26 protein-coding genes and 1 tRNA gene are annotated in these 21,293 nt (G+C 61.8%); 16 read left to right on the forward strand and 11 right to left on the reverse strand.

Annotation, left to right across the window (positions count from 1 at the left end):
* Window positions 1-36: 36 nt before the first annotated feature.
* Together recX and FFM81_RS19830 are read right to left on the reverse strand one after the other, a co-directional pair.
* The gene (gene recX, locus FFM81_RS19825) at window positions 37-588 is read right to left on the reverse strand and encodes a recombination regulator RecX (protein WP_003571010.1); all 552 of its coding nucleotides are present in this window, start codon (window positions 586-588) and stop codon (window positions 37-39) included.
* 9 nt (window positions 589-597) lie between these two features.
* On the reverse strand, window positions 598-1,623 hold the full coding sequence (locus tag FFM81_RS19830; protein ID WP_003571012.1) for a histone deacetylase family protein: 1,026 nt from the start codon (window positions 1,621-1,623) through the stop codon (window positions 598-600).
* A gap of 133 nt (window positions 1,624-1,756) precedes the next feature.
* Here FFM81_RS19830 and FFM81_RS19835 point away from each other — a divergent pair, with 133 nt between their 5' ends.
* Window positions 1,757-2,368 carry an HAD-IA family hydrolase gene (locus FFM81_RS19835; protein WP_003571013.1) on the forward strand — a complete coding sequence of 204 codons (612 nt, stop codon included), beginning with the start codon at window positions 1,757-1,759 and terminating at the stop codon, window positions 2,366-2,368.
* A gap of 15 nt (window positions 2,369-2,383) precedes the next feature.
* On the opposite strand, the gene FFM81_RS19840 is transcribed toward FFM81_RS19835, so the two are convergent.
* Together FFM81_RS19840 and FFM81_RS19845 are read right to left on the reverse strand one after the other, a co-directional pair.
* Window positions 2,384-2,902 (reverse strand): GNAT family N-acetyltransferase, encoded by a 519-nt coding sequence (locus tag FFM81_RS19840; RefSeq protein WP_003571016.1) that lies wholly within the window; start codon window positions 2,900-2,902, stop codon window positions 2,384-2,386.
* Between the two features lie 23 nt (window positions 2,903-2,925).
* Window positions 2,926-3,495 (reverse strand): helix-turn-helix domain-containing protein, encoded by a 570-nt coding sequence (locus FFM81_RS19845; RefSeq protein WP_003571018.1) that lies wholly within the window; start codon window positions 3,493-3,495, stop codon window positions 2,926-2,928.
* A gap of 137 nt (window positions 3,496-3,632) precedes the next feature.
* Between FFM81_RS19845 and tenA the strand changes: the two genes are divergently transcribed.
* The 4 genes from tenA to FFM81_RS19865 all read left to right on the forward strand — a co-directional run bounded on the left by tenA (window position 3,633) and on the right by FFM81_RS19865 (window position 6,829).
* Window positions 3,633-4,331, forward strand: a complete 699-nt coding sequence (gene tenA, locus FFM81_RS19850) for a thiaminase II (RefSeq protein ID WP_138385376.1) — start codon at window positions 3,633-3,635, stop codon at window positions 4,329-4,331.
* A 77-nt stretch (window positions 4,332-4,408) separates the two neighbouring features.
* The gene (gene lepA, locus FFM81_RS19855) at window positions 4,409-6,241 is read left to right on the forward strand and encodes a translation elongation factor 4 (protein WP_003571022.1); all 1,833 of its coding nucleotides are present in this window, start codon (window positions 4,409-4,411) and stop codon (window positions 6,239-6,241) included.
* 58 nt (window positions 6,242-6,299) lie between these two features.
* A complete protein-coding gene (locus FFM81_RS19860; RefSeq protein ID WP_003571025.1) occupies window positions 6,300-6,530 on the forward strand; it encodes a type II toxin-antitoxin system CcdA family antitoxin in 231 nt (76 codons plus the stop codon).
* Window positions 6,530-6,829 carry a CcdB family protein gene (locus FFM81_RS19865; protein WP_003571026.1) on the forward strand — a complete coding sequence of 100 codons (300 nt, stop codon included), beginning with the start codon at window positions 6,530-6,532 and terminating at the stop codon, window positions 6,827-6,829. The genes FFM81_RS19860 and FFM81_RS19865 overlap by 1 nt, the downstream gene beginning before the upstream one ends.
* A gap of 2 nt (window positions 6,830-6,831) precedes the next feature.
* On the opposite strand, the gene FFM81_RS19870 is transcribed toward FFM81_RS19865, so the two are convergent.
* From FFM81_RS19870 to FFM81_RS19880, 3 genes are all read right to left on the reverse strand, one after another.
* Window positions 6,832-7,284 (reverse strand): GFA family protein, encoded by a 453-nt coding sequence (locus tag FFM81_RS19870; protein WP_003571028.1) that lies wholly within the window; start codon window positions 7,282-7,284, stop codon window positions 6,832-6,834.
* 87 nt (window positions 7,285-7,371) lie between these two features.
* Window positions 7,372-7,920: a sugar O-acetyltransferase gene (locus FFM81_RS19875; RefSeq protein ID WP_138385375.1), complete on the reverse strand. Its 549-nt coding sequence runs from the start codon at window positions 7,918-7,920 to the stop codon at window positions 7,372-7,374.
* 11 nt (window positions 7,921-7,931) lie between these two features.
* Window positions 7,932-8,669 carry a type 1 glutamine amidotransferase gene (locus tag FFM81_RS19880; protein ID WP_003571031.1) on the reverse strand — a complete coding sequence of 246 codons (738 nt, stop codon included), beginning with the start codon at window positions 8,667-8,669 and terminating at the stop codon, window positions 7,932-7,934.
* A gap of 125 nt (window positions 8,670-8,794) precedes the next feature.
* On the opposite strand from FFM81_RS19880, the gene FFM81_RS19885 reads away from it, so the two are divergent.
* Window positions 8,795-9,088 carry an Rdx family protein gene (locus FFM81_RS19885; RefSeq protein WP_003571034.1) on the forward strand — a complete coding sequence of 98 codons (294 nt, stop codon included), beginning with the start codon at window positions 8,795-8,797 and terminating at the stop codon, window positions 9,086-9,088.
* 10 nt (window positions 9,089-9,098) lie between these two features.
* Here the strand turns inward: FFM81_RS19885 and FFM81_RS19890 are convergent, their stop codons facing one another.
* Window positions 9,099-9,515 (reverse strand): BA14K family protein, encoded by a 417-nt coding sequence (locus FFM81_RS19890; RefSeq protein WP_003571036.1) that lies wholly within the window; start codon window positions 9,513-9,515, stop codon window positions 9,099-9,101.
* A 168-nt stretch (window positions 9,516-9,683) separates the two neighbouring features.
* On the opposite strand from FFM81_RS19890, the gene FFM81_RS19895 reads away from it, so the two are divergent.
* Window positions 9,684-9,770: transfer RNA gene (locus FFM81_RS19895), tRNA-Leu, on the forward strand.
* A gap of 145 nt (window positions 9,771-9,915) precedes the next feature.
* Here the strand turns inward: FFM81_RS19895 and FFM81_RS19900 are convergent.
* Window positions 9,916-10,212, reverse strand: a complete 297-nt coding sequence (locus FFM81_RS19900) for a DUF982 domain-containing protein (RefSeq protein ID WP_003571037.1) — start codon at window positions 10,210-10,212, stop codon at window positions 9,916-9,918.
* A 330-nt stretch (window positions 10,213-10,542) separates the two neighbouring features.
* On the opposite strand from FFM81_RS19900, the gene rfbF reads away from it, so the two are divergent.
* From rfbF to FFM81_RS19940, 8 genes are all read left to right on the forward strand, one after another.
* Complete coding sequence (rfbF, locus tag FFM81_RS19905) at window positions 10,543-11,316, forward strand: glucose-1-phosphate cytidylyltransferase (protein WP_003571038.1); 774 nt, start codon at window positions 10,543-10,545, stop codon at window positions 11,314-11,316.
* Window positions 11,307-12,371, forward strand: a complete 1,065-nt coding sequence (gene rfbG, locus FFM81_RS19910; protein ID WP_138385455.1) for a CDP-glucose 4,6-dehydratase — start codon at window positions 11,307-11,309, stop codon at window positions 12,369-12,371. Before rfbF ends, rfbG begins: the two co-directional genes overlap by 10 nt.
* Window positions 12,368-13,603, forward strand: coding sequence for a class I SAM-dependent methyltransferase (locus FFM81_RS19915; protein ID WP_003571041.1), 1,236 nt, complete (start codon window positions 12,368-12,370; stop codon window positions 13,601-13,603). Before rfbG ends, FFM81_RS19915 begins: the two co-directional genes overlap by 4 nt.
* Complete coding sequence (rfbC, locus tag FFM81_RS19920; protein ID WP_003571044.1) at window positions 13,600-14,142, forward strand: dTDP-4-dehydrorhamnose 3,5-epimerase; 543 nt, start codon at window positions 13,600-13,602, stop codon at window positions 14,140-14,142. The genes FFM81_RS19915 and rfbC overlap by 4 nt, the downstream gene beginning before the upstream one ends.
* The gene (locus tag FFM81_RS19925; protein WP_003571047.1) at window positions 14,139-15,377 is read left to right on the forward strand and encodes a glycosyltransferase family 2 protein; all 1,239 of its coding nucleotides are present in this window, start codon (window positions 14,139-14,141) and stop codon (window positions 15,375-15,377) included. Before rfbC ends, FFM81_RS19925 begins: the two co-directional genes overlap by 4 nt.
* Window positions 15,378-15,453: 76 nt before the next feature.
* Window positions 15,454-16,602, forward strand: coding sequence for a DegT/DnrJ/EryC1/StrS family aminotransferase (locus tag FFM81_RS19930; protein WP_003571048.1), 1,149 nt, complete (start codon window positions 15,454-15,456; stop codon window positions 16,600-16,602).
* A gap of 32 nt (window positions 16,603-16,634) precedes the next feature.
* Window positions 16,635-17,393, forward strand: coding sequence for a cephalosporin hydroxylase family protein (locus FFM81_RS19935; protein ID WP_025417515.1), 759 nt, complete (start codon window positions 16,635-16,637; stop codon window positions 17,391-17,393).
* A 24-nt stretch (window positions 17,394-17,417) separates the two neighbouring features.
* The gene (locus tag FFM81_RS19940; RefSeq protein ID WP_003571052.1) at window positions 17,418-18,092 is read left to right on the forward strand and encodes a GNAT family N-acetyltransferase; all 675 of its coding nucleotides are present in this window, start codon (window positions 17,418-17,420) and stop codon (window positions 18,090-18,092) included.
* A 5-nt stretch (window positions 18,093-18,097) separates the two neighbouring features.
* Here the strand turns inward: FFM81_RS19940 and FFM81_RS19945 are convergent, their stop codons facing one another.
* Together FFM81_RS19945 and FFM81_RS19950 are read right to left on the reverse strand one after the other, a co-directional pair.
* Window positions 18,098-18,430 (reverse strand): hypothetical protein, encoded by a 333-nt coding sequence (locus FFM81_RS19945; protein ID WP_138385374.1) that lies wholly within the window; start codon window positions 18,428-18,430, stop codon window positions 18,098-18,100.
* Between the two features lie 58 nt (window positions 18,431-18,488).
* Window positions 18,489-20,108, reverse strand: a complete 1,620-nt coding sequence (locus tag FFM81_RS19950; protein ID WP_128399779.1) for a GumC family protein — start codon at window positions 20,106-20,108, stop codon at window positions 18,489-18,491.
* A 136-nt stretch (window positions 20,109-20,244) separates the two neighbouring features.
* Here FFM81_RS19950 and FFM81_RS19955 point away from each other — a divergent pair, with 136 nt between their 5' ends.
* Window positions 20,245-21,291 carry a glycoside hydrolase family 5 protein gene (locus FFM81_RS19955; RefSeq protein ID WP_138385373.1) on the forward strand — a complete coding sequence of 349 codons (1,047 nt, stop codon included), beginning with the start codon at window positions 20,245-20,247 and terminating at the stop codon, window positions 21,289-21,291.
* Window positions 21,292-21,293: the final 2 nt, after the last annotated feature.

Consider the following 21,293-nt stretch of genomic DNA (forward strand, 5'->3'; position numbering starts at 1 on the left):
ACTTCTGATCCAGTCAGAAAGAGCCTTGATGCGACATCAGCGACGGCCGGCAAGAATGACCTCTTCGGCATCTTCGAAACTCATCTCGAAGACCTTCCTGCCGATGTCGAAGCCGAAGCCGTTGCGGGCAAAAGCCGAAAGCTCCTTGGCCTTCCGTTTTTCGTCAAGCTCGACCCGGCGGAACGGGCCGAAGGCGCGTTTGCGGGCGAATATCGCTGCGGCATATAGATCGTCGGCCTCTCCAAGCGCAGCCTCGACCTTGTCACTCGCGACACCCTTGGCGGCAAGCTTCTGGGCGATGGCGCGCTTCGATTTGCCGCCGCGCACCGCAGAGCGCGTGCTGATCTCGGCATAGGCGTTATCGTCGAGCACCTTGCTGTCATAGGCAAATTTGACGGCGAAATCGGCAATGGCCTTGAGTTGCGCCGCACCGATATCCTCGAACTTCTCCTTTGCCTTGCGGGTGATGGCGTCAAACAGCTGCTTTTCCGTCATCATCCGCCGCTCGAGCTGATAGATGGCGGAGTTGCGGGCCCAGCTCAGCATGCGAGGCGTCGGAATGTCGGATGGAACGGTCTCGTCGGTCATATCAAGCAATCAGGCTTCCAGACCTTTGAGGACATTGGCGACGTTGAGGCCGATCTCCGGCACGCCATAGCCGCCCTCCATGCAGGTGACGACGGGCAGGCCGGCGGCGGAGATCATCTCTCCCATGCGAATGAAGTCTTCCGATTTCAGCTGGAAGAAGGAGATCGGATCACGCTCGAAAGTATCGACGCCGAGGGCCACGACGATCGCTTCTGCGCCGAAGGTCTTGATACGGGCAAGAGCATCGGCAAGCGCCGCAGACCAGACCTGCCAGGGCGTGTGAGGTGGCATCGGATAGTTGCGGTTGGCCCCAGTGCCCTCCCCCTCGCCTTCCTCGTCGGCATGGCCGAGGAAATAGGGGAATGCATGCATGGGATCGCCATGCAGCGACGCGGTGAAGACATCGCCTCGGTGATAGAAGAGATCCTGCGTACCGTTGCCGTGATGGAAATCGACATCCAATACGGCGACCTTCTTCGCGCCGTGATCGAGCAGACGCTGGGCCGCGACGCCGGAATTATTGATGAAGCAATAGCCGCCGAAGAGATCGATGCCGGCATGATGGCCGGGCGGGCGGCAGAGTGCGAAGGCGAAACGGTTGCCGGCATTCAGCCAATCGGCGCCCGTCACAGCGCAGCGCATCGAGGCGATCGCCGCTTCGTAGGAGCCATTGGTGATGGAGGTATCGGCGGCATTGGCATAATGGCCGATCGCGCCGACGATATTGTCGGGCACGCGCTGGCTGGTGCGGCGGACCGGGAAGGAATTGGCGATCGCTTCGCCGGTGAAGCCAGCCGCCACCCAGCGATCCCAGACGGTGGCGAGGAAATCGAGATAGGCGGGATCGTGCACTTTCCGGGCCGTCTCCAGCCGATGCGCATCCGGCGCCACAATATCCCAGAAACCCGCTTCCTTCACCGCTGCCAGGATCCATTCGGCCCGGAACGGCGCCTCGAAAGGCGTCACCAGTTGGCCGGCATGGAGCTCGGTCCTGGCATCGCGCAGCTTATGGTCCTCGGAATAGATGACGCGCATTTCGGATTCGTCCTCGATTTAAATTCTAGACTTACATGGCTCGGCCGCGACAAAAAAGCCGGCGCGTCGCCCTTGATCGACACCGGGGATGACTTCACCTTCCCGATGTTTGAAGACCGAAGGAAATTTCCGCATGACGGTGCTGATGGTCGATGTCGACGGTGTGCTCATTCATGGTCGTCGGGCCGACGGGCTGCCCCACTTCACCTATCTCGAGCGCGATCTCGGATTGCGGCCCGACCTGCTGCAACAGGAATTCTTCCAGACGTGCTGGGGTGACATCATCATCGGCCGCGAGCCGCTGGAACCAAGGCTCGCCGAGGTGCTCGCAAAAATCGCGCCGCATCTCGGCGCCGCTGTCCTGATCGACTACTGGTTCGAGAACGATTCCCGCCTCGACCGCAATCTGCTGGCGGATCTCGCCGTGCTCAGGCAAAGCGGCGTCACACTCTTCCTGGCGACCAACCAGGAGCACAGGCGGGCGCGCTACCTGATGGAGCAGCTGGGCCTTGGCGAACATTTCGACGACATCCTCTATTCGGCAGCGCTCGGACACAGCAAGCCTTCGCCCGACTTCTTCCGGCTGGCGACCGAACGTGCCGGCGTGCCGCCTGGGGAAATCGCCTTCATCGACGACATGGCGGCGAATGTCGAAGCGGCGCGGCAGTTCGGTTGGAATGCGGCGCAATGGACGGCGGGCGCGACGCTCGCCGGAACGCTTCCCATCTTCGCAAAGTGGGTATAGGCGGCGCGGGCGCATTCAGGCGAGCCGTTTGTAGAACAGGGTGGTGTCGCAGAAGCCACCCTCCGGCCACAGCGCATAATCGGGGATGACGCCGACGCGCTGCCAGCCCAGGCGCGGGTAGATCGCCTCGGCCTCGCTGCCAGTTGCGGTGTCGAGCACGAGCAGGGTTTTGCCGCATCTGACCGCCTCGCGTTCGGCGGCCTCCATCAGCAGCCGGGCAAAGCCGCGCCCGCGGGCGGAACGATGCACCAGCAGCTTCTTCAGATCGCCGCGATGCGGCTGGTTCGGCATCTGCGCGGCCCCCACCTGCACCGTGCCGACGATCCGGCCCTCCAGTTCGGCGACCAGCAGCAGGCTGGCGCCGGCGGCGACCGCGTCGGCGACATCGCGCCAATAGGGCTCGGCATCATCAGGCCCATAGGGCTGCATGAAGCCGACGGAGGCGCCGCCGGCGACGCAATCGGCCAGCACCGCCGACAGAGCAGGAACGGCGGCGCGCGCCTCTTCGGCGGAAAGGGTACGAATGTCCGGCATGCTGTTCTCCTGAAATGAAGCTGTCATCGGCCGCCGCGATCGAGCACGACGCAATAGCGCGCCGGCGCGTTGCCGGGATTATGGAAGACATGACCCTCGCCAACGGGCATAAAGAGGCAATCGCCGGGACGCAGCCGGTAGACCACCTCGCCCGCCGTCATCTCCAGTTCGCCGTCGAACAGCCAGATATGCTGCGTCATGCCATGGGATGCGGCATGCGGGGGAAAGCTGACGCGGGCGCCGGGAGGGAATTCGACTTCGACGATATCGACATCGGAGGCGGTGCCTGGAGCCGAAACCGAGCGCCTGAGATAACCGGTCTCCGGATCACGCCAGACCTGCTGTTCCTGGCGGCGGGCCAGCGGCGAGGCCTGCTCTCCCTCTTCGGCGAAGAAGGCCGACAGCGACAGGCCAAGCGCGGCGCAAATCCTTGCCAGCAGCGAGGCAGTCGGGCTCGCCTCCGCCCGCTCGATGCGCGAGATCATCGCCCGGCTGACGCCGGAGGCCACGGCAAGATCATCCAGCGTCAAAGCCTTTTGCAGCCGGAGCTTGCGGATGCGGATGCCGATCGCCAGATCGAGTTCGCGTTCCATCTTCTGCTCCCCCAATTCTACTATAAGAGAAATACATTATCCGACGATGGAATCAAGTCGGTTTCCATGGGGCAGGTCGTGCCTTGCTTTCACCACTCCGGCATCGATATATGACAGCGAAATCCGAGGAGAGAATGATGGACGCCAGCACGCAGAGCATGGACGCGACGGGAAGCTTCACGGCCGCGGCCTGGGACCGGATCGCGCCTGTGATGGCCGAGATCGAGGTGCTACCGCTGCTGACACGGCTTTCGGACGGAACGTTGCCGCCGGAGGTTTTCCGGCACTACATCCTGCAGGATGCACTCTACCTGAAGCACTATGCCCGATGCCTCGCCATCGTCGCGGCCAAGGCGCCCGACAATGCACAGGTGCTGCGCTTCCTCGGCTCGGCCCAGAAGGCGATCACCGTCGAGCAGGGCCTGCATGCCGGCTTCCTCACCCAGTTCGGCATCTCCTCCGAGGATGTGACATCAGCCGAACCCTCGCCCGCTTGTTTTGCCTATACGAATTTCCTGCTTGCCACCGCCTATCACAGCTCCTACGCGGTGGCGCTTTCTTCCATCCTCCCCTGTTTCTGGATCTATTGGCACGTCGGCGAGGCGATCAAAAACCGGCCTGTTGTCGAGGGCAATGCCTTCCAGGCCTGGATCAACACCTATGGCGACCCGCAATTTGCAGCCGGCGCCCGCGAAGTGATCGCGCTGACCGACATCGCCGCCCGCGCCGCCTCGCCGACGGAGCGCATAGAGATGATGGATGTTTTCGTGCGCGCCTCGCAATATGAATGGATGTTCTGGGATTCGGCCTGGCGGCTGGACGCGTGGCCGGTCTGACAGGCGTGCGACCGGCCCGCAAAATAGCGTAAACAGCAGGATAATTACCGCTTTGCGGCAGGGGGCGGCGCTGCTATATGGCGCGCATGAGCACCAATTCGACCACTCCGCTATCCCATATCCGCAACTTTTCGATCGTGGCCCACATCGACCACGGCAAATCGACGCTGGCCGACCGGCTGATCCAAACGACCGGCGGCCTGGCCGAGCGCGAAATGTCCGAGCAGGTGCTCGACAATATGGATATCGAGCGCGAGCGCGGCATCACCATCAAGGCCCAGACCGTGCGCCTGCATTACCAGGCGAACAGCGGCGAGAAATACATTCTCAACCTGATCGACACGCCCGGCCACGTCGACTTTGCCTATGAAGTTTCGCGCTCGCTGTCGGCCTGCGAGGGCTCGCTGCTCGTCGTCGACGCCTCACAAGGCGTGGAAGCGCAGACGCTGGCCAACGTTTATCAGGCGATCGACAACAATCACGAGATCGTCACCGTCCTCAACAAGATCGACCTGCCGGCCGCCGAACCCGACCGGATCAAGGAGCAGATCGAGGAAGTGATCGGCATCGACGCTTCGGAGGCCGTGCTGATCTCGGCCAAAACAGGCCTCGGCATTCCCGATGTGCTGGAGGCGATCGTCAACAAGCTGCCGGCGCCGAAGAGCCCGGGCGGCGACAAAGCGCCGCTGAAGGCGCTGCTCGTCGACAGCTGGTACGACACCTACCTCGGCGTCATGGTTCTCGTGCGCATCATCGACGGCGTGCTGACCAAGGGCCAGACGATCCGCATGATGGGCACGGATGCCAAATACCAGGTGGAGCGCGTCGGGGTGCTGACGCCGAAGATGGTCAATGTCGACAGCCTCGGCCCCGGCGAGATCGGCTTCATCACCGCCTCGATCAAGGAAGTGGCCGATACCCGCGTCGGCGATACGATCACCGAGGACAAGCGGCCGACGGCGCAAGCGCTGCCGGGCTTCAAGCCGGCGCAGCCGGTCGTCTTCTGTGGTCTCTTCCCGGTCGATGCCGCCGATTTCGAGGATCTGCGCGCCGCCATGGGCAAGCTTCGCCTCAACGACGCCTCCTTCTCCTTCGAGATGGAATCCTCGGCTGCGCTCGGCTTCGGCTTCCGCTGCGGCTTCCTCGGCCTGCTTCATCTCGAAATTATCCAGGAACGGCTGGAGCGCGAGTTCGACCTCGACCTGATCGCCACCGCCCCCTCGGTCGTCTACAAGATGTTCATGACCGACGGGTCGGAGCGCGAGCTGCACAACCCGGCTGACATGCCCGATGTCGTGAAAATCTCCGAAATCCACGAGCCGTGGATCCGCGCGACGATCCTGACGCCCGACGATTATCTCGGCGGCATCCTGAAGCTCTGCCAGGATCGGCGCGGCATCCAGATCGAGCTGACCTATGTCGGCACGCGCGCCATGCTGACCTACGACCTGCCGCTCAACGAAGTCGTCTTCGATTTCTACGACCGGCTGAAGTCGATCTCGAAGGGTTATGCCTCCTTCGATTACACCCTCACCGACCACCGCGAAGGCAACCTCGTGAAGATGTCGATCCTCGTCAACGGCGAGCCGGTCGATGCTCTCTCGATGATGGTGCACCGCACCGCCGCCGAAAAGCGCGGCCGTGACATGTGCGAGAAGCTCAAGGAGCTGATCCCGAAGCACATGTTCAAGATCCCGATCCAGGCCGCGATCGGCGGCAACGTCATCGCCCGCGAGACGATCTCGGCCCTGCGCAAGGACGTGACGGCGAAATGCTACGGCGGCGACGCCACCCGCAAGCGCAAGCTGCTCGACAAGCAGAAGGCCGGCAAGAAGCGCATGCGCCAGTTCGGCAAGGTGGAGATTCCGCAGGAAGCCTTCATCGCGGCATTGAAGATGGGCGACGAATAAGACTTCTCAGCAATGTCTTATGCGCATATGATTTGCGCATAAGATCGAGGAGATCGTCATGGCTCTGCAGGCAAGAAAAGCAGCAAACCTTTCCCTTGACGAGGGTCTGGTCTCTCAGGCACGCGAACTCAAGATCAACATATCCAGGGCGGCGGAAGATGGAATCGCCAAGGCCATAAAGGCGGAACGCGAGCGGCTGTGGCGTATCGAGAATGCTGAGGCTATCCGGCTGGAAAACGAATATGTTGAAAAGCACGGCTTGCCGTTCGCCAAGTACCGTCAGTTTTAATGGCACGCTTTCACGTCTATCGCCTCAAAACCGGGAATGTCCTGGCCATCGATCTTCAAGCCAATCTCCTTGACGACCTGCCTTCGCGAGTCATGGTTCCGCTGCATCCGGTGCAAGAACTGAGCTGGTCGATCTCACGACTGAACCCACGCTTTGCTATCGAGGATGAAATCTATGTCATGGCAACTCAGCGCATGGCGTCGATCCCGACCACCGAAATAGCAAGAGCGATCGCAGATCTATCGGGCAAGAGCGATGCCATCACGGGCGCCCTGGATTTTCTTTTCCAAGGCTTCTGAGATCAGCTCCCCGCCATATATTCCTTCACCAACCCCTCAAAGGCCTGCATCTCAGGCAGCGCAGCGTAGCTGTGCACCGCGCCGGTCTCGGCAAAGGCCAGCTTCTCGCTTGTCCATGTCTCGATGAAGGGCGTGAACCAGCTGATATCGTCGAGCATGGTCACGCGCAGGTTGACGAACCAGTCCATGCCTTCCGGCCGGGTGAACATCCAGCTCATGCAATGCGGGCAGAAATAATGTTTGGTGACGCCATGCAGGCCGCCAATGACCGGCTCGCCTTTGGTGACCTCGAAGCCCTCACTCGGGATGGCGGCGCTCAGCGAATAGGCGCTCGCCGTCATCTTCTGGCAGCCGGTGCAATGGCAGGCCATGGTGAGCAGCGGCGGCGCACTGACCTTCAGCCGCACCCGGCCGCAGCGGCAGCCGCCTTCCATGGGTAGATTCATTTTGCGCATGGTTCCCTCCGTTTCGCTTTCTCATCTAGCGGAGTGATTCTGACTGTCGAGATGGGAAGGTTATTGCGGGACAGGCGGCACACCGGCTTAACGGATGCGGGCCGGGTTACCGACGACCGTCGCGCCCACCGGCACATCCTTCGTCACCACGGCACCGGCGCCGACGATCGCGCCATCGCCGATCGTCACGCCACCGAGAATGATGGCGCCGCCGCCGATCCACACGTCGTTGCCGATCGTGACCGGCCGGGCGATCTCGATGCCCCGGCTGCGAAGTGCCGCATCCCTATGGTGTTCGGCGCAATAGATCTGCACGCCGGGGCCGAACATGCTGCGGTCGCCGATGGTCACCCGGCCGGAATCGAGGATGGTGCAGCCGGCATTGAAATAGACGCGTTCGCCGAGAAGGATATTGATGCCGTAGGAGCAGTGAAACGGCGCCTCGATGAAGACATCCAGCGCCGCCTGCGCAAAGAGCGCCCTCAGGGCGGGCGCCATCGCGCCGCGCTCGTCCGGCGGCATCGTATTGTGCGCATGGACGGCTCGGCGCGCCTGCCGGCGCAAGAGATCGAGCGCGTCGTCGAGGCAGCAATACCATTCGCCCGCGGCCATCTTCTCGCGTTCGCTTGCCGGCATCGCGTCGCCCCTCACGCCGAGGCCTGCGACAGCATCACGATCTCCTGCGGTTCGATCAGGCTGACCCAGGCACGGGCGATGGCAAGGCCGGCGGCATCGGCGGCACCGCCATGCCTTGCCGCCAGTTCGGCATGGTTTTCCAGCCAGCCGGGGGCGATGCGCTCGATCGTATCGGGGAAATCGGCCTTCCACTCCTCGACGACGCTTGTGTTGGCCTCGAAATGGAACTGGGTGCCGTAGACGGCGCGGCCGATGCGGAAGGCCTGATTCTCGGCGACGGGACTGGTGGCGAGACGGACGGCGCCCTCCGGCAGGGTGAAGCTATCGGCATGCCATTCGAAGATGGTGAATTCGCCGCCGAGCGCCTGTAGCAGCGGGTCGGCCCGCCCCTCGCCGGTGACGCCGATGTTATGCCAGCCGAACTCGCGGGCGGCGCCCAACAGATTGTCGGCGCCATAGGCGCGGGCGAGGATCTGGCTGCCGAGGCAGATACCGAGCACGGCCTTGCCGGCATCGCCGAAGCGGCGTGAAAGCCGGGCGAGCTCCGGCAGGTAGGGATGTGTCTCGTCATCCAGCGCGCTCTGCTCGCCGCCGAGAACGATCAGCGCGTCGTGGGCCTCCATATCCTGCGGCCGGATGCCGTCCCGCCACACGCGAAACCATTCGATCTCAGCTCCCGCCTCGTCGAGCGCCGTGGCCAGCGCGCCGAGGCTGGTATTCCTCATATTTTCGACGACTGCGACTCGCATAAGCTTCCCCGAACTGATGACAACGGGAAAAGACCATGCCGGAAGGCGGCTTGCAAGACACGTGTGGGGGCAATTGCGCAGCCCTGCGACTGGGCTTACATCAAAGCTGAACGAAAGGAATTGCCATGACCGAAAAAGTCCGCGTCTCGATCCTCTACTGCACCCAGTGCAACTGGCTGCTGCGCGCCGCCTGGATGGCGCAGGAGCTGCTGCACACTTTTTCCGACAGTCTCGGCGAGGTGGCGCTGATCCCCGGCACCGGCGGCAATTTCGAGATCCGCGTCAACGGCGATCTCATCTGGGAACGCAAGCGCGACGGCGGCTTTCCCGGGCCGAAGGAGCTGAAGCAGCGCGTCCGCGACATCGTCGAGCCCGGCCGCGATCTCGGCCATGTCGACCGCGCCTCGCTGGAAAGCTGAGCGGACCCGCTCAGCGATAGGGCGAGCGGCAGACCCTGTAGACGCCTTCATAGGTGAGAAAATGATCCGTCCTCGGATTGTAGGAGCGGTATTCATTGGTGCACCAGGCTATATGCTTGTTCGGAGCGTTCGGCTGCACCCGGCGAACCGGCGGCGGATCATAGGTCAGCTGCGGCCGCCCGGCGGCGCCCGGCTGGTAATAGGTCGGTCCCGTCGCGCCACGCGGCCGGTAATTCGGCTGAACATAGGCCGGGCGATGCCATTGCTGCGGCCCGAAACCGAAGCAGCCGCGAAAATCGCAAAGCGTCGATCCGGTGTTGAGCGACCCGACCCCGGGCTTGCCCAGCTTCAGCGAATCAGCACCGGCCATAGCTGGCGCGAGAAGGGCTAAAAGACCGGCAAGCAGAAGTGTGCGGGAAGAGTGCATGAAGCATTCCTTTCGATATTTCCTTTATATAGGGCGTGGCGACCGGAGCGCTATGCCTGCGCCCGGCCGCTCCCCCGCGGGCGGCCGGCTGCTTTTTCGTCAACTGTCAGAAAAACTTCAAAAACCCAGTTGACAGTCAGAAGCCGCCCCCTTACATCGCTCTCCGTCGCCCAGATGGCGGAATTGGTAGACGCGCCAGCTTCAGGTGCTGGTACCCGAAAGGGTGTGGAGGTTCGAGTCCTCTTCTGGGCACCATTCCCGTTTCAGGCCGCTAAAAGCGGTCCAGAAACAACCCAAAGAAGCCCGGTTTACCGGGTTTTTTATTGCCTGATGTCTAAATGACGTCCCCTACCATCCAGACACTTTGTTGGCAGCATCGAAGCGGTCCGTCGATGTTCGCTCACGCGGCCATATGGGGCGCCGGCTTCCGGCTATCGGGAATAACGGTTAGAACCCCCATGCCGGCTTCTCTGGCGGCGCTGAGAAGCAATTCCCGGAGTTCGTCCATGCCGATCTGGCCGATGATGGCATCGGCACAAGCCTTCACGGCGACCACATATTCCTCTCCGTCTTCAAACGGCCAGTCCACCATCAGCACTTCGGCGGCGTCGCGCAGCGTCCTGACGATCCTGCGCTTTTGCCGGCCGCCGAGAAAGAGAACAAGAGGCGCAAAATCCGCCGATGTGTTCCATTGCATGGCACTTTCTCCCCAAGGGTTAGAATATTAGTAACAATGCAAGAAGCGTGCCGTCAACCGGTCCTCTCGCGAAGCGGCCTTCACAACGCTCATGTTAACTTCGGCCGCTCCGGAAACCCTCGACGCTGTTCCTGATGCCGGTCACGGCGTTGCCGCCAGCGCGAGCCGGCATCCATGAATCCGCAGGCCCGTTCCAGTGCTGCAAGCCTCGCACAAGAACGAAATCGGATACCGGGAGAAGGATGAAATACCGCCGTTCCGTCTGAAAAGAGCCCGGGCGGCTCAAAGATGGACGGAAAGCTTGGCTAGACACTCTGGAGTTCGCTTGGGATGAAAGTCGTAATTCTCGCCGGTGGCCTTGGCTCTCGTCTTGCCGAGGAAACCAGTATCCGCCCCAAGCCTCTGGTCGAAATCGGCGGCATGCCGATCCTCTGGCACATCATGAACATCTATGCCCATCACGGCCTCGACGATTTCATTATCTGCGCCGGCTACAAGGGCTATATGATCAAGGAATATTTCGTAAACCTTGTTCTGCACCACAGCGACATCACCGTCGATCTCGGCGCCAACAGCATCAACTATCATGGCGGCAAACGACCGAACTGGCGCGTGACCGTGGTCGATACCGGCATGCATTCAATGACTGGCGGCCGTCTCGGGCGCATTCGCGACCATCTGACACCCGGCGAACCCTTTTGCATGACTTATGGCGACGGCGTCGGCGACATCGACATTGCCGCCGAAGTCGCCTTCCATCGCGATCACGGCCTGAAGGCGACGATGTGTGCGGTAACCCCCCCTGGACGTTACGGCGCCACGAACATCGAAGGCCAGTACATCACCTCCTTCGTGGAGAAACCGAGGGGCGACGGCCAGCGTATCAACGGCGGCTTCTTCGTGCTCGACCCTTCCGTGGTCGATCTCATCCCAAGCGACGACACGATTTGGGAAGCCGGGCCGCTGGAGTGGCTTGCCGCCAACAACCAGCTTGCCGCCTTCAAGCATGACGGCTTCTGGCAGCCGATGGACACGTTGCGCGAGCGCACCCATCTGGAAGAACTCTGGAATTCCGGAAAGGCGCCGTGGAAGCTATGGGCCTGACGGACTTCTGGAAGGGGCGGCGGGTTTTTCTCACGGGGCACACCGGCTTCAAGGGTTCCTGGCTTTCCCTGTGGCTGGAGCGGCTCGGCGCAGAGGTCACCGCGGTGTCGCTGGCGCCCGAGACCGAACCGTCGCTCTACCGCAAACTCGCTCCCTGGGACGATCGCCGTCATCATATCGTCGATATCCGCGATGGCGAGGCGCTTCTTGCTCTCTCCAGCCGCTTCGAGCCGGAAATCGTCATCCATATGGCCGCGCAGGCGCTGGTGCGGCGCTCCTACGAGAACCCGGCCGAGACCTTCTCGACCAACGTCATGGGAACGGCAAATGTCCTCGATGCCGTCAGGCAGGCGCCCACCGTCAAGACCGTGCTCGTCATCACTTCGGACAAGGTCTATGCCAATAACGGCAGCGGAATCCCGTTCGTCGAGACCGATATACTCGGCGGCAAGGATCCCTACAGCAATTCCAAGGCCTGCACCGAGCTGGTCTGCCAAAGTTACCGTGACAGCTTCTTCAAGGGACGCGATCTCAGGCTCGCCACGGTGCGCGCCGGCAATGTCATCGGCGGCGGCGACTGGTCCAGAGACCGGCTGATCCCGGATTTCATCCGCGCCTTCGAAGGCGGCGAACCGATCATGCTGCGCTATCCCGAAGCGATCCGCCCCTGGCAGCATGTGCTGGAACCGCTCGGCGGTTATCTCCGCTTCGCACAAGCGCTGACTGAGGACCGTGGCCGCAATTTGCCGGACGCCTTGAATTTCGGTCCGCACCCCGAGAGCTTCGCCACCGTTTCCGAGCTTGCCGAGGCGCTCGGACGCGCGCACCGCGTCGAAGATGTATGGCGCCCGGCGCCGGGCGAACATCTGCCGGAAGCGCCAGCACTGACGCTGAGCTCGGCGCTGGCGCTCGACACCATCGGCTGGCGCCCGCGCCTCAGCCTGCAACAGACCATCGATTGGACTGCCGCCTGGTACAAGGCCAACCGCGAGGGCGAAGACATGCGCGCCTTCTCGCTCGGCCAGATCGCGGCATATGAGGAAACAGTATCATGACAGCTCACAATTGCCGGTTTTGCGACGCTCCGTTGAAGCATCGTTTTGTCGACCTCGGCTCGACGCCGCTCGCCAATGCCTATCTGACGGAAGAGCAGCTCATGCAGCCGGAGCCATCCTATCCGCTGCGCGCCTTCGTCTGCTCGCAGTGCTGGCTGGTGCAGGCCGATGCCTTCGTCCCGCCCGAGGACATCTTCAGTCACTATGCCTATTTCTCCTCCTACAGCGACAGCTGGGTGGAGCATGCCCGCCAGTTCACCCTCATGGCCCGCGAGCGTTTTGGCCTCGGCCCGACATCACAGGTCATCGAGGTGGCCAGCAATGACGGCTATCTGCTGAAACACTTCGTCGAGGCCGGAGTGCCGGTGCTCGGCATCGAACCGGCCGAAAACGTCGCCGAGGTCGCGCGTGACATCGGCGTACCGACAGAGGCGCGCTTCTTCGGCAAGGCAACGGCTGCGGATCTGGTGTCGCGCGGGCACGCCGCCGACGTCGTCATCGGCAACAACGTGTTGGCCCACGTGCCCGATATCAACGACTTCGTCGGCGGGCTTTCGGCCTTGGTGAAGCCCGACGGTGTCGTCAGTGTCGAATTCCCGCACCTGCTGCGGCTGATGGAAAACATCCAGTTCGACACTGTCTACCACGAGCATTTCTACTATCTTTCGCTGCTGGCCGTCGAAAAAATCTTCGCGGCGCACGGCCTCAAGGTGTTCGACGTAGAAGAACTGCCGACCCATGGCGGCAGCCTCCGGGTTCTGGCTTGCCGTGCAACGTCCAGCATTTACGCAATCGGGCGCGGCCTTGCCAAATTGCGCGCCGATGAGGCAGCGGCCGGCTTCGACAAGGTCGAGATCTACGAGGCCTTCCAGAACCGCGTAGCCCCGATCAAGGATGGCCTGCTCGCCTTCCTCGATCAAGCTAAACGCAGCGGCAAGAAGGTCGCCGCCTATGGCGCTGCCGCCAAGGGCAACACGCTGCTGAATTTCTGCGGCGTCGGCACGGATCTCATCGAATATGTCGTCGACCGCAACCCGCACAAGCAGGGGCATTTCCTGCCGGGGAGCAAGCTGCCGATCTACGCGCCGGAGAAAATGGAAGAGACGCAGCCAGATTACGTGCTGATCCTGCCCTGGAACATCAAGAACGAAGTCGTTGCAGCCAACAGCAGGATCAGCGCCTGGGGCGGGCGCTTCGCAGTTGCCGTGCCGGAATTGACGGTGCTCGGATGAAATTGCTTCCGACCGCGGTTTCGGGCGCCTTTGTCGTGGAAGTCGACGCGCGCTGCGACGACCGGGGAATGTTCGCACGAACCTTCGACGCCCAGACCTTCGCGGCGTATGGTCTCGTGCCCGTCTACCCCCAGTGCAACGTCTCCCAGAACCATAGACGCGGGACGCTGCGCGGCATGCACTACCAGGCCGAGCCGCGGCCGGAGGTGAAGCTGGTGCGCGCTACACGCGGCAGAGTATTCGACGTGGCGCTCGATCTCAGGCCAGATTCGCCGAGTTATCTCGAATGGGCCGCGGTGGAGCTCGATGCTAGCAGTCACAACGCCTTCTATATACCTGCCGGATGCGCACACGGCTTCCTGACGCTCGAGGATGACTGCGAACTCTTCTACCAGATGTCCGAAACCTATACACCGGAACTTGCCCGTGGCGTCCGCTGGGACGATCCCGCCTTTTCCATCGCCTGGCCGTTCACGCCGAGCGTCATCAGCGAACGCGACGCCGCGCTTGATAGCTACGGCCAGGAGACAGGCCTTTGAGCGGCATCAAACTCAGCATCTGCATCCCGACATATAATCGCGAAGCCTATCTCAGAAACTCCCTCACCTACTGCGAGAACGAATACAAGTTCGACTTTCCGTTCGAGATTGTCATCTGCGACAATGCCTCCACGGACGGCACGCAGCAGGTGGTCGAGGAATTCATCGGTCGCGGTCTGCCTATCCGCTACTACAAGCGTGAAACCAACGCCGGCGCCGGAGCAAACGTCACGAGCGCGCTGCGCCTCGGCAAGGGCGAATACCTGATCTACCTCGCCGACGACGACATCCTGATCGCCGATGCGGTGGCCGAAACCATCAGATATCTCGATTATAATCGGGAAGTGACCTGCGCCCATGCGCCGTGGTTCCTCTACGATGAGGTCGCCAAAACCGACATCGCGAAGTTCTACAATGTCGACGAGGATCGGAAGTTTCCGCACGGCGCCTTCGGCGACGTCTTCCAATATATCTGCGAACGCCACATTTTTCCGGAAATCGCGATCTACCGCTCGTCGACCCTGCGGTCGGCCTGGATCCCGCGGGAATTCTGCTTCTACCCGTTCGCGTTCCTTGCGCATTTTCTCGATCAGGGCGCGGTGACTTTTCTGCAGCGGCCCTTCTACCGCTCTATCGCCAATTCGGCGATCGCCCGTGACCGCCCGCAGGAAGGTACCAACGACGTCATGACGAGTTGGGATCGCTATCGCGGCGGGCTTGAATATTTCCTCTATACGGCCGTCAAGCGCGGGGCGCTGATCCTCACGCCCGAGACGCGTCTCAAATATGACGAGATGTGCAGGATCTTCACGCTCAATCGCATGGCGGTCGCCTTCCGCTTCTGGGCGGTCCGCAAGAATTTCATCAAGGCCTATGAGCTCTATACCCGCATCATGTGGGGCGGGATGCTCGACCACCCGGAAATCCGTCCTTTCCGCGAAAGGCTGCCGCTGATGGTCTCGATTCAGACACTGGTCAGCGAGGTGAATTCGGCAATCGGCATCGATACGCTGCTTCTCGCTGGTTTCACAGAGGTGGCGGCCCTCGAAAATCTGATGCGCGAACTCGGGTTGAGCGAAAAGGTGAAAGTGACAAAGGAGCTCACAGACAGCCCGCTGGAAAGCACCGCTGTCTTCGTCAGCATCGCAAGCGACCGGGATTATTTTGTGGCAGTCGGCTACCTGCCCAATCTCGTCTTCCACGAGCACGATCTTGCCCGGAACATCATCATGTGAGCCTCGCGCCAGTTTCGGAAACTAGCGTCGTGGCGGGCGCCTGCGTCTTGATTTCAATTCAACAGAAATTAGCGGCATGACAAACAGGATCTTCTACACCAAGCCTTCCATCACCCAGCTTGAGACCGATTATGCCACGGATGCGGCGGCGACAGGCTGGGGCGCACGCTGCTACGACTACATCAACCGCTTCGAACGCGACTTCAAGACCTATCTCGGTAGCGACTTCGCCATCGCGACATCGAGCTGCACGGGCGCCATGCACATGGGCCTGGCTGCGCTCGGCATCGGCGAGGGCGACGAAGTCATCCTCGCTGATACCAATTGGGTCGCCACCGTTTCGCCGATCGTCCATCTCGGCGCCAAGCCGGTCTTCGTCGACGTGCTCCCGGATTCCTGGTGCATCGATCCAGGCGAGGTCGAGCGGCACATCTCCCCGAAGACCAAGGCGATCATCGCGACCCACATCTACGGCAATCTTTGCGACATGAATGCGCTGCTCAAGATCAGTAAGCGCACGGGCATTCCGGTGATCGAGGATGCGGCCGAAGCGATCGGCTCCGTCTCGCATGGCGGCCGCGCCGGCTCGATGGGCACCTTCGGCACTTTCTCCTTCCACGGCACGAAGACGTTAACGACGGGCGAAGGCGGCATGTTCGTCACCAACGACGCCGCGCTTTACGAACGGGTGCTGACGCTCAGCAACCACGGCCGCGCCCGCGGCCAGACCAAGCAGTTCTGGCCTGACGCGATCGGCTTCAAGTACAAGATGTCCAACATTCAGGCGGCCATCGGCTGCGCACAGCTCGATCGCATCGAAGAGCTCGTCGCCCGCAAGCGGGAAATCCTCGCCGCCTATATGATCCGTCTTTCCGCCCTGCCCGGCATCTCGATGAACCCCGAATACAACGGCACCATCAACGGCGCGTGGATGCCAACCGCGGTCTTTCATCCGTCGACGGGTATTACCCGCGAGATGATGCAGCAGGCGTTCGAGACCGCTAATATCGACGCGCGCGTCTTCTTTCATCCCCTCTCCAGCCTTTCCATGTTCGAGGATCGACCCGAGAATGAGAACGCCTGGAGCATTCCGGGCCGCGCAATCAACCTGCCCAGCTATCACGACATGAGCGAAGCCGATATCGACCGCGTGGCAGCAACGCTGCTCGATGTGGCCGATGGGCGAATCTATCACAACAGCACGGCATTGCGGCAGTCGGTCTAAGACAGCCCTACAGCGAAGGACAAAGAACAGTCATGACCATAAAGGACGATCGTCTCGAATTCGAAGCCCACAAGCGCGAAATGTCGCTTGCGCTCGGCAAGGACGAGGCAAGTTTCCAACAATCGCTGAACACGCTGATCGGGCTCGACAAATTCGACTACTTCTATCTCTGGTCGTGGATGGGCGTGCCGATCATCCAGCTTCCGGTCGATATACTGGCGACCCAGGAAGTCATCTGGGCGACCAAGCCCGATGTCATCATCGAAACCGGCATCGCGCGCGGCGGTTCGCTGATCTTCATGGCATCAATCCTCGCCGCCATGGGTAACGACAAGGCCAAAGTTGTCGGCGTCGACATCGACATCCGCGCCCATAATCGCGAGTCGATCGAATCTCATCCGATGTCGGGCCGGATCAAGATGATCCAGGGCGGTTCGGTTGACGACGACGTGCTTGCCGCCGTGAAGGCCGAAATTCCGCCGGGCGCCCGGGTGATGGTGGTGCTCGACAGCGACCATTCCTACGAGCACGTTCTGGCCGAATGCCGCGCTTACGGTCCGTTGGTAACGGAAGGCTGCTACCTCGTCGTCGCCGACACGCTCATCGGCCACCTGACCGAGGAACAGGCCTTCACTAAGCGCTCCAAAGTCTGGCTGCGCGGCAATGAACCGCTGAAGGCCGTCACTGACTATTTGACTGAAACCGACCGTTTCGAAGTCGACCCGGTTCTGAACGGCAAACTCGTGCTGTCTTCCTCGCCGGGCGGTTACTGCGTCTGCCGTAAGGCGTGAGCAGACAATCAGGGATCGTCGTTCATGGCGCAGGTCGATATCGTCAGCCTCAAGGATAATGCGGATCCGGCCAGACAGCTCCGGCTGCCGATCAGGGACGCTAGCGGCAGGCATGTGGGCGACCTGCAATGCATCGACAGGTCGCTGCTCGACGAGCCCGGCCTGATCGACGACCTGACGACGTGGCGCAACCAGTCGATGCCGTTTTTCCTCACCCAGTTCACCGCCACCGAGGAACGCACGCGGCGGTGGTTCGAAACCATCTCGCTGCCCGCAGCCGACCGAATCCTATTCGTCATTTGCGATCCCCATGGAAACCGGTTCGGCAATTTCGGCATCTGCAACATTCGGCCCGGCTCGGCTGAGTTCGACAACGTCATCCGCGGCCGGCCGAGCGATATCGGCAACCTGATGTTCCATTGCGGCATGGCGTTGCTGGAATGGATGTTTTCCGAGCTTAAGGTCAAAACTGCCGAGCTACAGGTCTTCTCCCACAATGAAAAAGCGATCGGTCTTTACAAGCGGCTGGGCTTTGCGACGACCGAAAGCCTACCGCTGCGGCGCGCCCAAGAAGAGGGTATGATCAAATATTCGATCGTCGACCGGTCCGAAGCAAATGCCGGCTTCGACTATCTGAAGATGGAGCTTCCAGTCGAACGTTTCCGGCAGTCGTCGCCTGGGCGTTTTCCAACCGCCTGAAGCGCCTACCGCACCGGCTGATAATGTCCGCGTAGCGGCACCTTGCCGCCCGTGGTGACAAAACCGTCGCGTTCGCAGACATACATCAGCGTCGGCATGCCGCCGGAGCGGAAGATCTCGTCGTAACGGCGGCGGATCTGGACGGTTTCGGTGCGGCAATTATAGGATTCTTCTTCTTTCTTGTCCGGCTGCGCCTTGACGCCGGGAAGGCCCTTGTAGGGATAGAGGGGTTGAACACCGGAATCGAGTGATTTCGTCCAGTCGACGGCAAGGGCGGACGAGGGGACAAGGCCGGATGCGGCAACGAGCAATATCAGAAGCGTCATTACAAGCCGCATGGCACTCTCCTGCCGGCAACAGGCCGCTCTGCTGATGTAGGGAAAGCAAAAGCCGGCATCAAGCGGCCGCAGCGGGCGGCTTCCTGAAATAACTTCTGACAACGGGGTGGCCGAAGAGGCCTGCGAGGATCGCAAAACCGGCGCCCACGACGAAACCGGCAAGAAAACCGCCGATGATGCCGGCGACCAGCAGGATTTTCTTGCCCGGACCATCGGCCTTGACCGGCGGGTCGGCCGGCGAGATGACGCGAATGTTACTCCGGTTGAGGTTCTGCTCCTCGCTCGTCTGGCTGGAGCGCTTCAGAACCGTCTCGTAAATATCGCGTGCCGCCGTCGCCTTGCGCTGCAATTCGTTCAATTCAACCTGCTTGTCGGAGGTGCTCGCCTGCAGCGCCTTCTGCACGGCCAATTCCTTGGCGACGCTGTCTTCGGCGGCCTTGGCCTGCTCGTACTCGCCCCTTGCCGAGGTGGCGAGGCGCTGCAACTCGCCCTTGATTTCGCCTGATATGCTCTGCAGCGAGGAGCGGGCCGCTTGCAGGCGCGGATGGCGCGTGCCCATCTGGCTTTCAAGGCTGCCGACGGCGGCGGCCTGGGTGGCATATTGCTGGCGCAGACTGACTAGCGGCGAGGTGACGCCGCCTTCCGCCTGATTGCCGGCGACGATGTCCTCGACGCGGAGATTGGCGACGGCATCGGCGCGCGCCTTCGCCCGGATGGTCTTTTCCTGCGCCGTCACCAGCAGCGTGTTCAGCGAGACGAGCCGCTGATCGGAGATCAAATTGCCCTCGGTCGCGGCCATGTCATTGTCGGCGCGGAAGGTTTCGACAGCCTGCTCGGCCTCCAGTACCTTCCGGCGCAGATCGTCGAGGCGTTCGTCGAGCGTCGCGGAGGTGTTTTCGTAGATGCCGTTCGAGGCGCTGTTTTCTTCCTCGGTGAAGGAGGTGACGACCTGGTTGGCAAGCCTTGCGGATTTTTCCGGATCATTTGTCGTCGCGGCAAGCGAGACGACGTAGGTGGTGGCCTCGCGGGTGATAACAAGCGCCTTCTGCAACGTACCGATCACGGCGGCGCCATCGGCGCGGCCGCCGGTGAATTCCGGATCCTGGTCGAGCTTCATGGCCTGGACGACGCGGCGCAGCACATTGCCCGAGGTCAGGATCTGCACCTGGCTGTCGATCAGCGTCGAGATCATTTCCGGCGAGGGTCCCGAAGATTGCGCACCCGGATCGGCAAGGCCGATCTGGCGCGGATCGAAATAGAGGCTGCTGACGGCGGTGAATTTCTGCCCGATGGTGGGCGCCACCGCCCCGCCGGCAACGGCGCCGAGAAGCGCCAGAGCGAGCACGACCAGCCGTCGGCTCCAGATCGCGGCGATACTGGAGCGGAGATCGAGAAGGGGCGCGTCAGGCGCGGATGCAGCGTTCGACGGCGCGTCGACGACAGGCTGTTTTACGGGCGGCGGCGCCGGACGCTCGGATTGCCGGGTTTGCGCAACCCTTGCCGGCGGCGGCGCAAAGGCAGGGGGGGCAGGAGGGGCGGGTTCAGGCAGCGGGGGGACGAAATCGTCCGGACGGACGACAGGACTGCGCAAACGCACGCCTTCAGGTGCAGTCTGAGACGGCTCAAAACTGCGCCAGCCAGGGAGCCGGCTTACCCTGTTCCTGTCATACTGGTTCATACGCGCACTCGTGTCCCGCCCAGCGTGAAAGACTGAAGCCGAGGTACCGAGACTTTAGAAATTCTTAGCTAACGGACCGTTAAAATGATCTCAGCGACATCAATGTTGCGATTTGACGCGATTGCGAGAGGTAGCGATGAGGGCGAGACGACATCTGACAGCGCTGCTTGCCGCCGCGCTCGTCCCCTCCCCGGCCCTTGCGGCCGACGCACCCTGTTACCGCGGCGTCAATCTTTCCGGCGGCGAATATGGGGAGCGCGGCGGCACCTACGATACCAACTACACCTATCCCAGCGAAGAGACGGTCAGCTATTTCGCCAAAAAGGGCATGACGATCATTCGGCTCCCCTTTCGCTGGGAGCGGCTGCAGCCAGCGCTCGGCGGACGGCTCGACGAGGACGAGCTCAAGCGGATCAAGGATACTGTCGGCCTGATCCGCAAGCACCGCATGGCCGTGCTGCTCGACCCACATAATTTCGGCTACTACGACAAGACCCAGGTCGGCACGGCGCCGGCGACGGATGCAACCTTCGCTGATTTCTGGGCAAGGCTCGCGGTCGAATTCGCCAATCAGGATGGTATTCTTTTCGGCCTGATGAACGAGCCGCACGACATCAAAGCGACAGACTGGCTCGATGCCGCCAATGCGGCGATCCGCAGCATCCGCGCCGTCGGCGCTCGCAATCTCATTCTGGTGCCGGGTACGGCGTGGAGCGGCGCTCACAGCTGGGAGAAGGACGTGATCGGCGGCGCCAACGGTACTGTCATGCTCGGCGTGCGCGATCCGCTCGATTTCTACGCCTATGAGGTCCACCAGTATCTCGACGTCGATTCCTCCGGAACCCACCCGACCTGCGAAGGGGCAGACGCCGCGGTCGAAGCGATCGCCGGCGTCACCGCCTGGCTGAAGCGGAACCACAAGCGCGGCTTTCTCGGCGAATTCGGCGCCGCCGCCGACAAGGACTGCATGAGGGGGCTGACCCAGATCTACGCTACCTTGACCGGCAATGGCGACGCCTGGCTCGGCTGGTCCTATTGGGCAGCGGGCGAATGGTGGCCGGCCAACGAGCCTTTCAACGTCCAGCCGCGAAAGAGCCCCGAGCGGCTGCAGATGCGGCTTCTGGCCGAGGCGGCAAAGGTTGACGCCGGCAATTGTTCCGCCGTCAAGCCGGCGAGGAAATGAAA

This window comes from Rhizobium hidalgonense (genome assembly GCF_005862185.2).
Classification (GTDB): Bacteria; Pseudomonadota; Alphaproteobacteria; order Rhizobiales; family Rhizobiaceae; genus Rhizobium; species Rhizobium hidalgonense.

What these genes read in the sequence shown, in the direction of transcription:
- recX (WP_003571010.1), bottom strand. Translation starts at nt 588, where the DNA reads ATGACCGACGAGACCGTTCCATCCGACATTCCGACGCCTCGCATGCTG.
- FFM81_RS19830 (WP_003571012.1), bottom strand. Translation starts at nt 1,623, where the DNA reads ATGCGCGTCATCTATTCCGAGGACCATAAGCTGCGCGATGCCAGGACC.
- FFM81_RS19835 (WP_003571013.1), top strand. Translation starts at nt 1,757, where the DNA reads ATGACGGTGCTGATGGTCGATGTCGACGGTGTGCTCATTCATGGTCGT.
- FFM81_RS19840 (WP_003571016.1), bottom strand. Translation starts at nt 2,902, where the DNA reads ATGCCGGACATTCGTACCCTTTCCGCCGAAGAGGCGCGCGCCGCCGTT.
- FFM81_RS19845 (WP_003571018.1), bottom strand. Translation starts at nt 3,495, where the DNA reads ATGGAACGCGAACTCGATCTGGCGATCGGCATCCGCATCCGCAAGCTC.
- tenA (WP_138385376.1), top strand. Translation starts at nt 3,633, where the DNA reads ATGGACGCCAGCACGCAGAGCATGGACGCGACGGGAAGCTTCACGGCC.
- lepA (WP_003571022.1), top strand. Translation starts at nt 4,409, where the DNA reads ATGGCGCGCATGAGCACCAATTCGACCACTCCGCTATCCCATATCCGC.
- FFM81_RS19860 (WP_003571025.1), top strand. Translation starts at nt 6,300, where the DNA reads ATGGCTCTGCAGGCAAGAAAAGCAGCAAACCTTTCCCTTGACGAGGGT.
- FFM81_RS19865 (WP_003571026.1), top strand. Translation starts at nt 6,530, where the DNA reads ATGGCACGCTTTCACGTCTATCGCCTCAAAACCGGGAATGTCCTGGCC.
- FFM81_RS19870 (WP_003571028.1), bottom strand. Translation starts at nt 7,284, where the DNA reads ATGCGCAAAATGAATCTACCCATGGAAGGCGGCTGCCGCTGCGGCCGG.
- FFM81_RS19875 (WP_138385375.1), bottom strand. Translation starts at nt 7,920, where the DNA reads ATGCCGGCAAGCGAACGCGAGAAGATGGCCGCGGGCGAATGGTATTGC.
- FFM81_RS19880 (WP_003571031.1), bottom strand. Translation starts at nt 8,669, where the DNA reads ATGCGAGTCGCAGTCGTCGAAAATATGAGGAATACCAGCCTCGGCGCG.
- FFM81_RS19885 (WP_003571034.1), top strand. Translation starts at nt 8,795, where the DNA reads ATGACCGAAAAAGTCCGCGTCTCGATCCTCTACTGCACCCAGTGCAAC.
- FFM81_RS19890 (WP_003571036.1), bottom strand. Translation starts at nt 9,515, where the DNA reads ATGCACTCTTCCCGCACACTTCTGCTTGCCGGTCTTTTAGCCCTTCTC.
- FFM81_RS19900 (WP_003571037.1), bottom strand. Translation starts at nt 10,212, where the DNA reads ATGCAATGGAACACATCGGCGGATTTTGCGCCTCTTGTTCTCTTTCTC.
- rfbF (WP_003571038.1), top strand. Translation starts at nt 10,543, where the DNA reads ATGAAAGTCGTAATTCTCGCCGGTGGCCTTGGCTCTCGTCTTGCCGAG.
- rfbG (WP_138385455.1), top strand. Translation starts at nt 11,307, where the DNA reads ATGGGCCTGACGGACTTCTGGAAGGGGCGGCGGGTTTTTCTCACGGGG.
- FFM81_RS19915 (WP_003571041.1), top strand. Translation starts at nt 12,368, where the DNA reads ATGACAGCTCACAATTGCCGGTTTTGCGACGCTCCGTTGAAGCATCGT.
- rfbC (WP_003571044.1), top strand. Translation starts at nt 13,600, where the DNA reads ATGAAATTGCTTCCGACCGCGGTTTCGGGCGCCTTTGTCGTGGAAGTC.
- FFM81_RS19930 (WP_003571048.1), top strand. Translation starts at nt 15,454, where the DNA reads ATGACAAACAGGATCTTCTACACCAAGCCTTCCATCACCCAGCTTGAG.
- FFM81_RS19935 (WP_025417515.1), top strand. Translation starts at nt 16,635, where the DNA reads ATGACCATAAAGGACGATCGTCTCGAATTCGAAGCCCACAAGCGCGAA.
- FFM81_RS19940 (WP_003571052.1), top strand. Translation starts at nt 17,418, where the DNA reads ATGGCGCAGGTCGATATCGTCAGCCTCAAGGATAATGCGGATCCGGCC.
- FFM81_RS19945 (WP_138385374.1), bottom strand. Translation starts at nt 18,430, where the DNA reads ATGCGGCTTGTAATGACGCTTCTGATATTGCTCGTTGCCGCATCCGGC.
- FFM81_RS19950 (WP_128399779.1), bottom strand. Translation starts at nt 20,108, where the DNA reads ATGAACCAGTATGACAGGAACAGGGTAAGCCGGCTCCCTGGCTGGCGC.
- FFM81_RS19955 (WP_138385373.1), top strand. Translation starts at nt 20,245, where the DNA reads ATGAGGGCGAGACGACATCTGACAGCGCTGCTTGCCGCCGCGCTCGTC.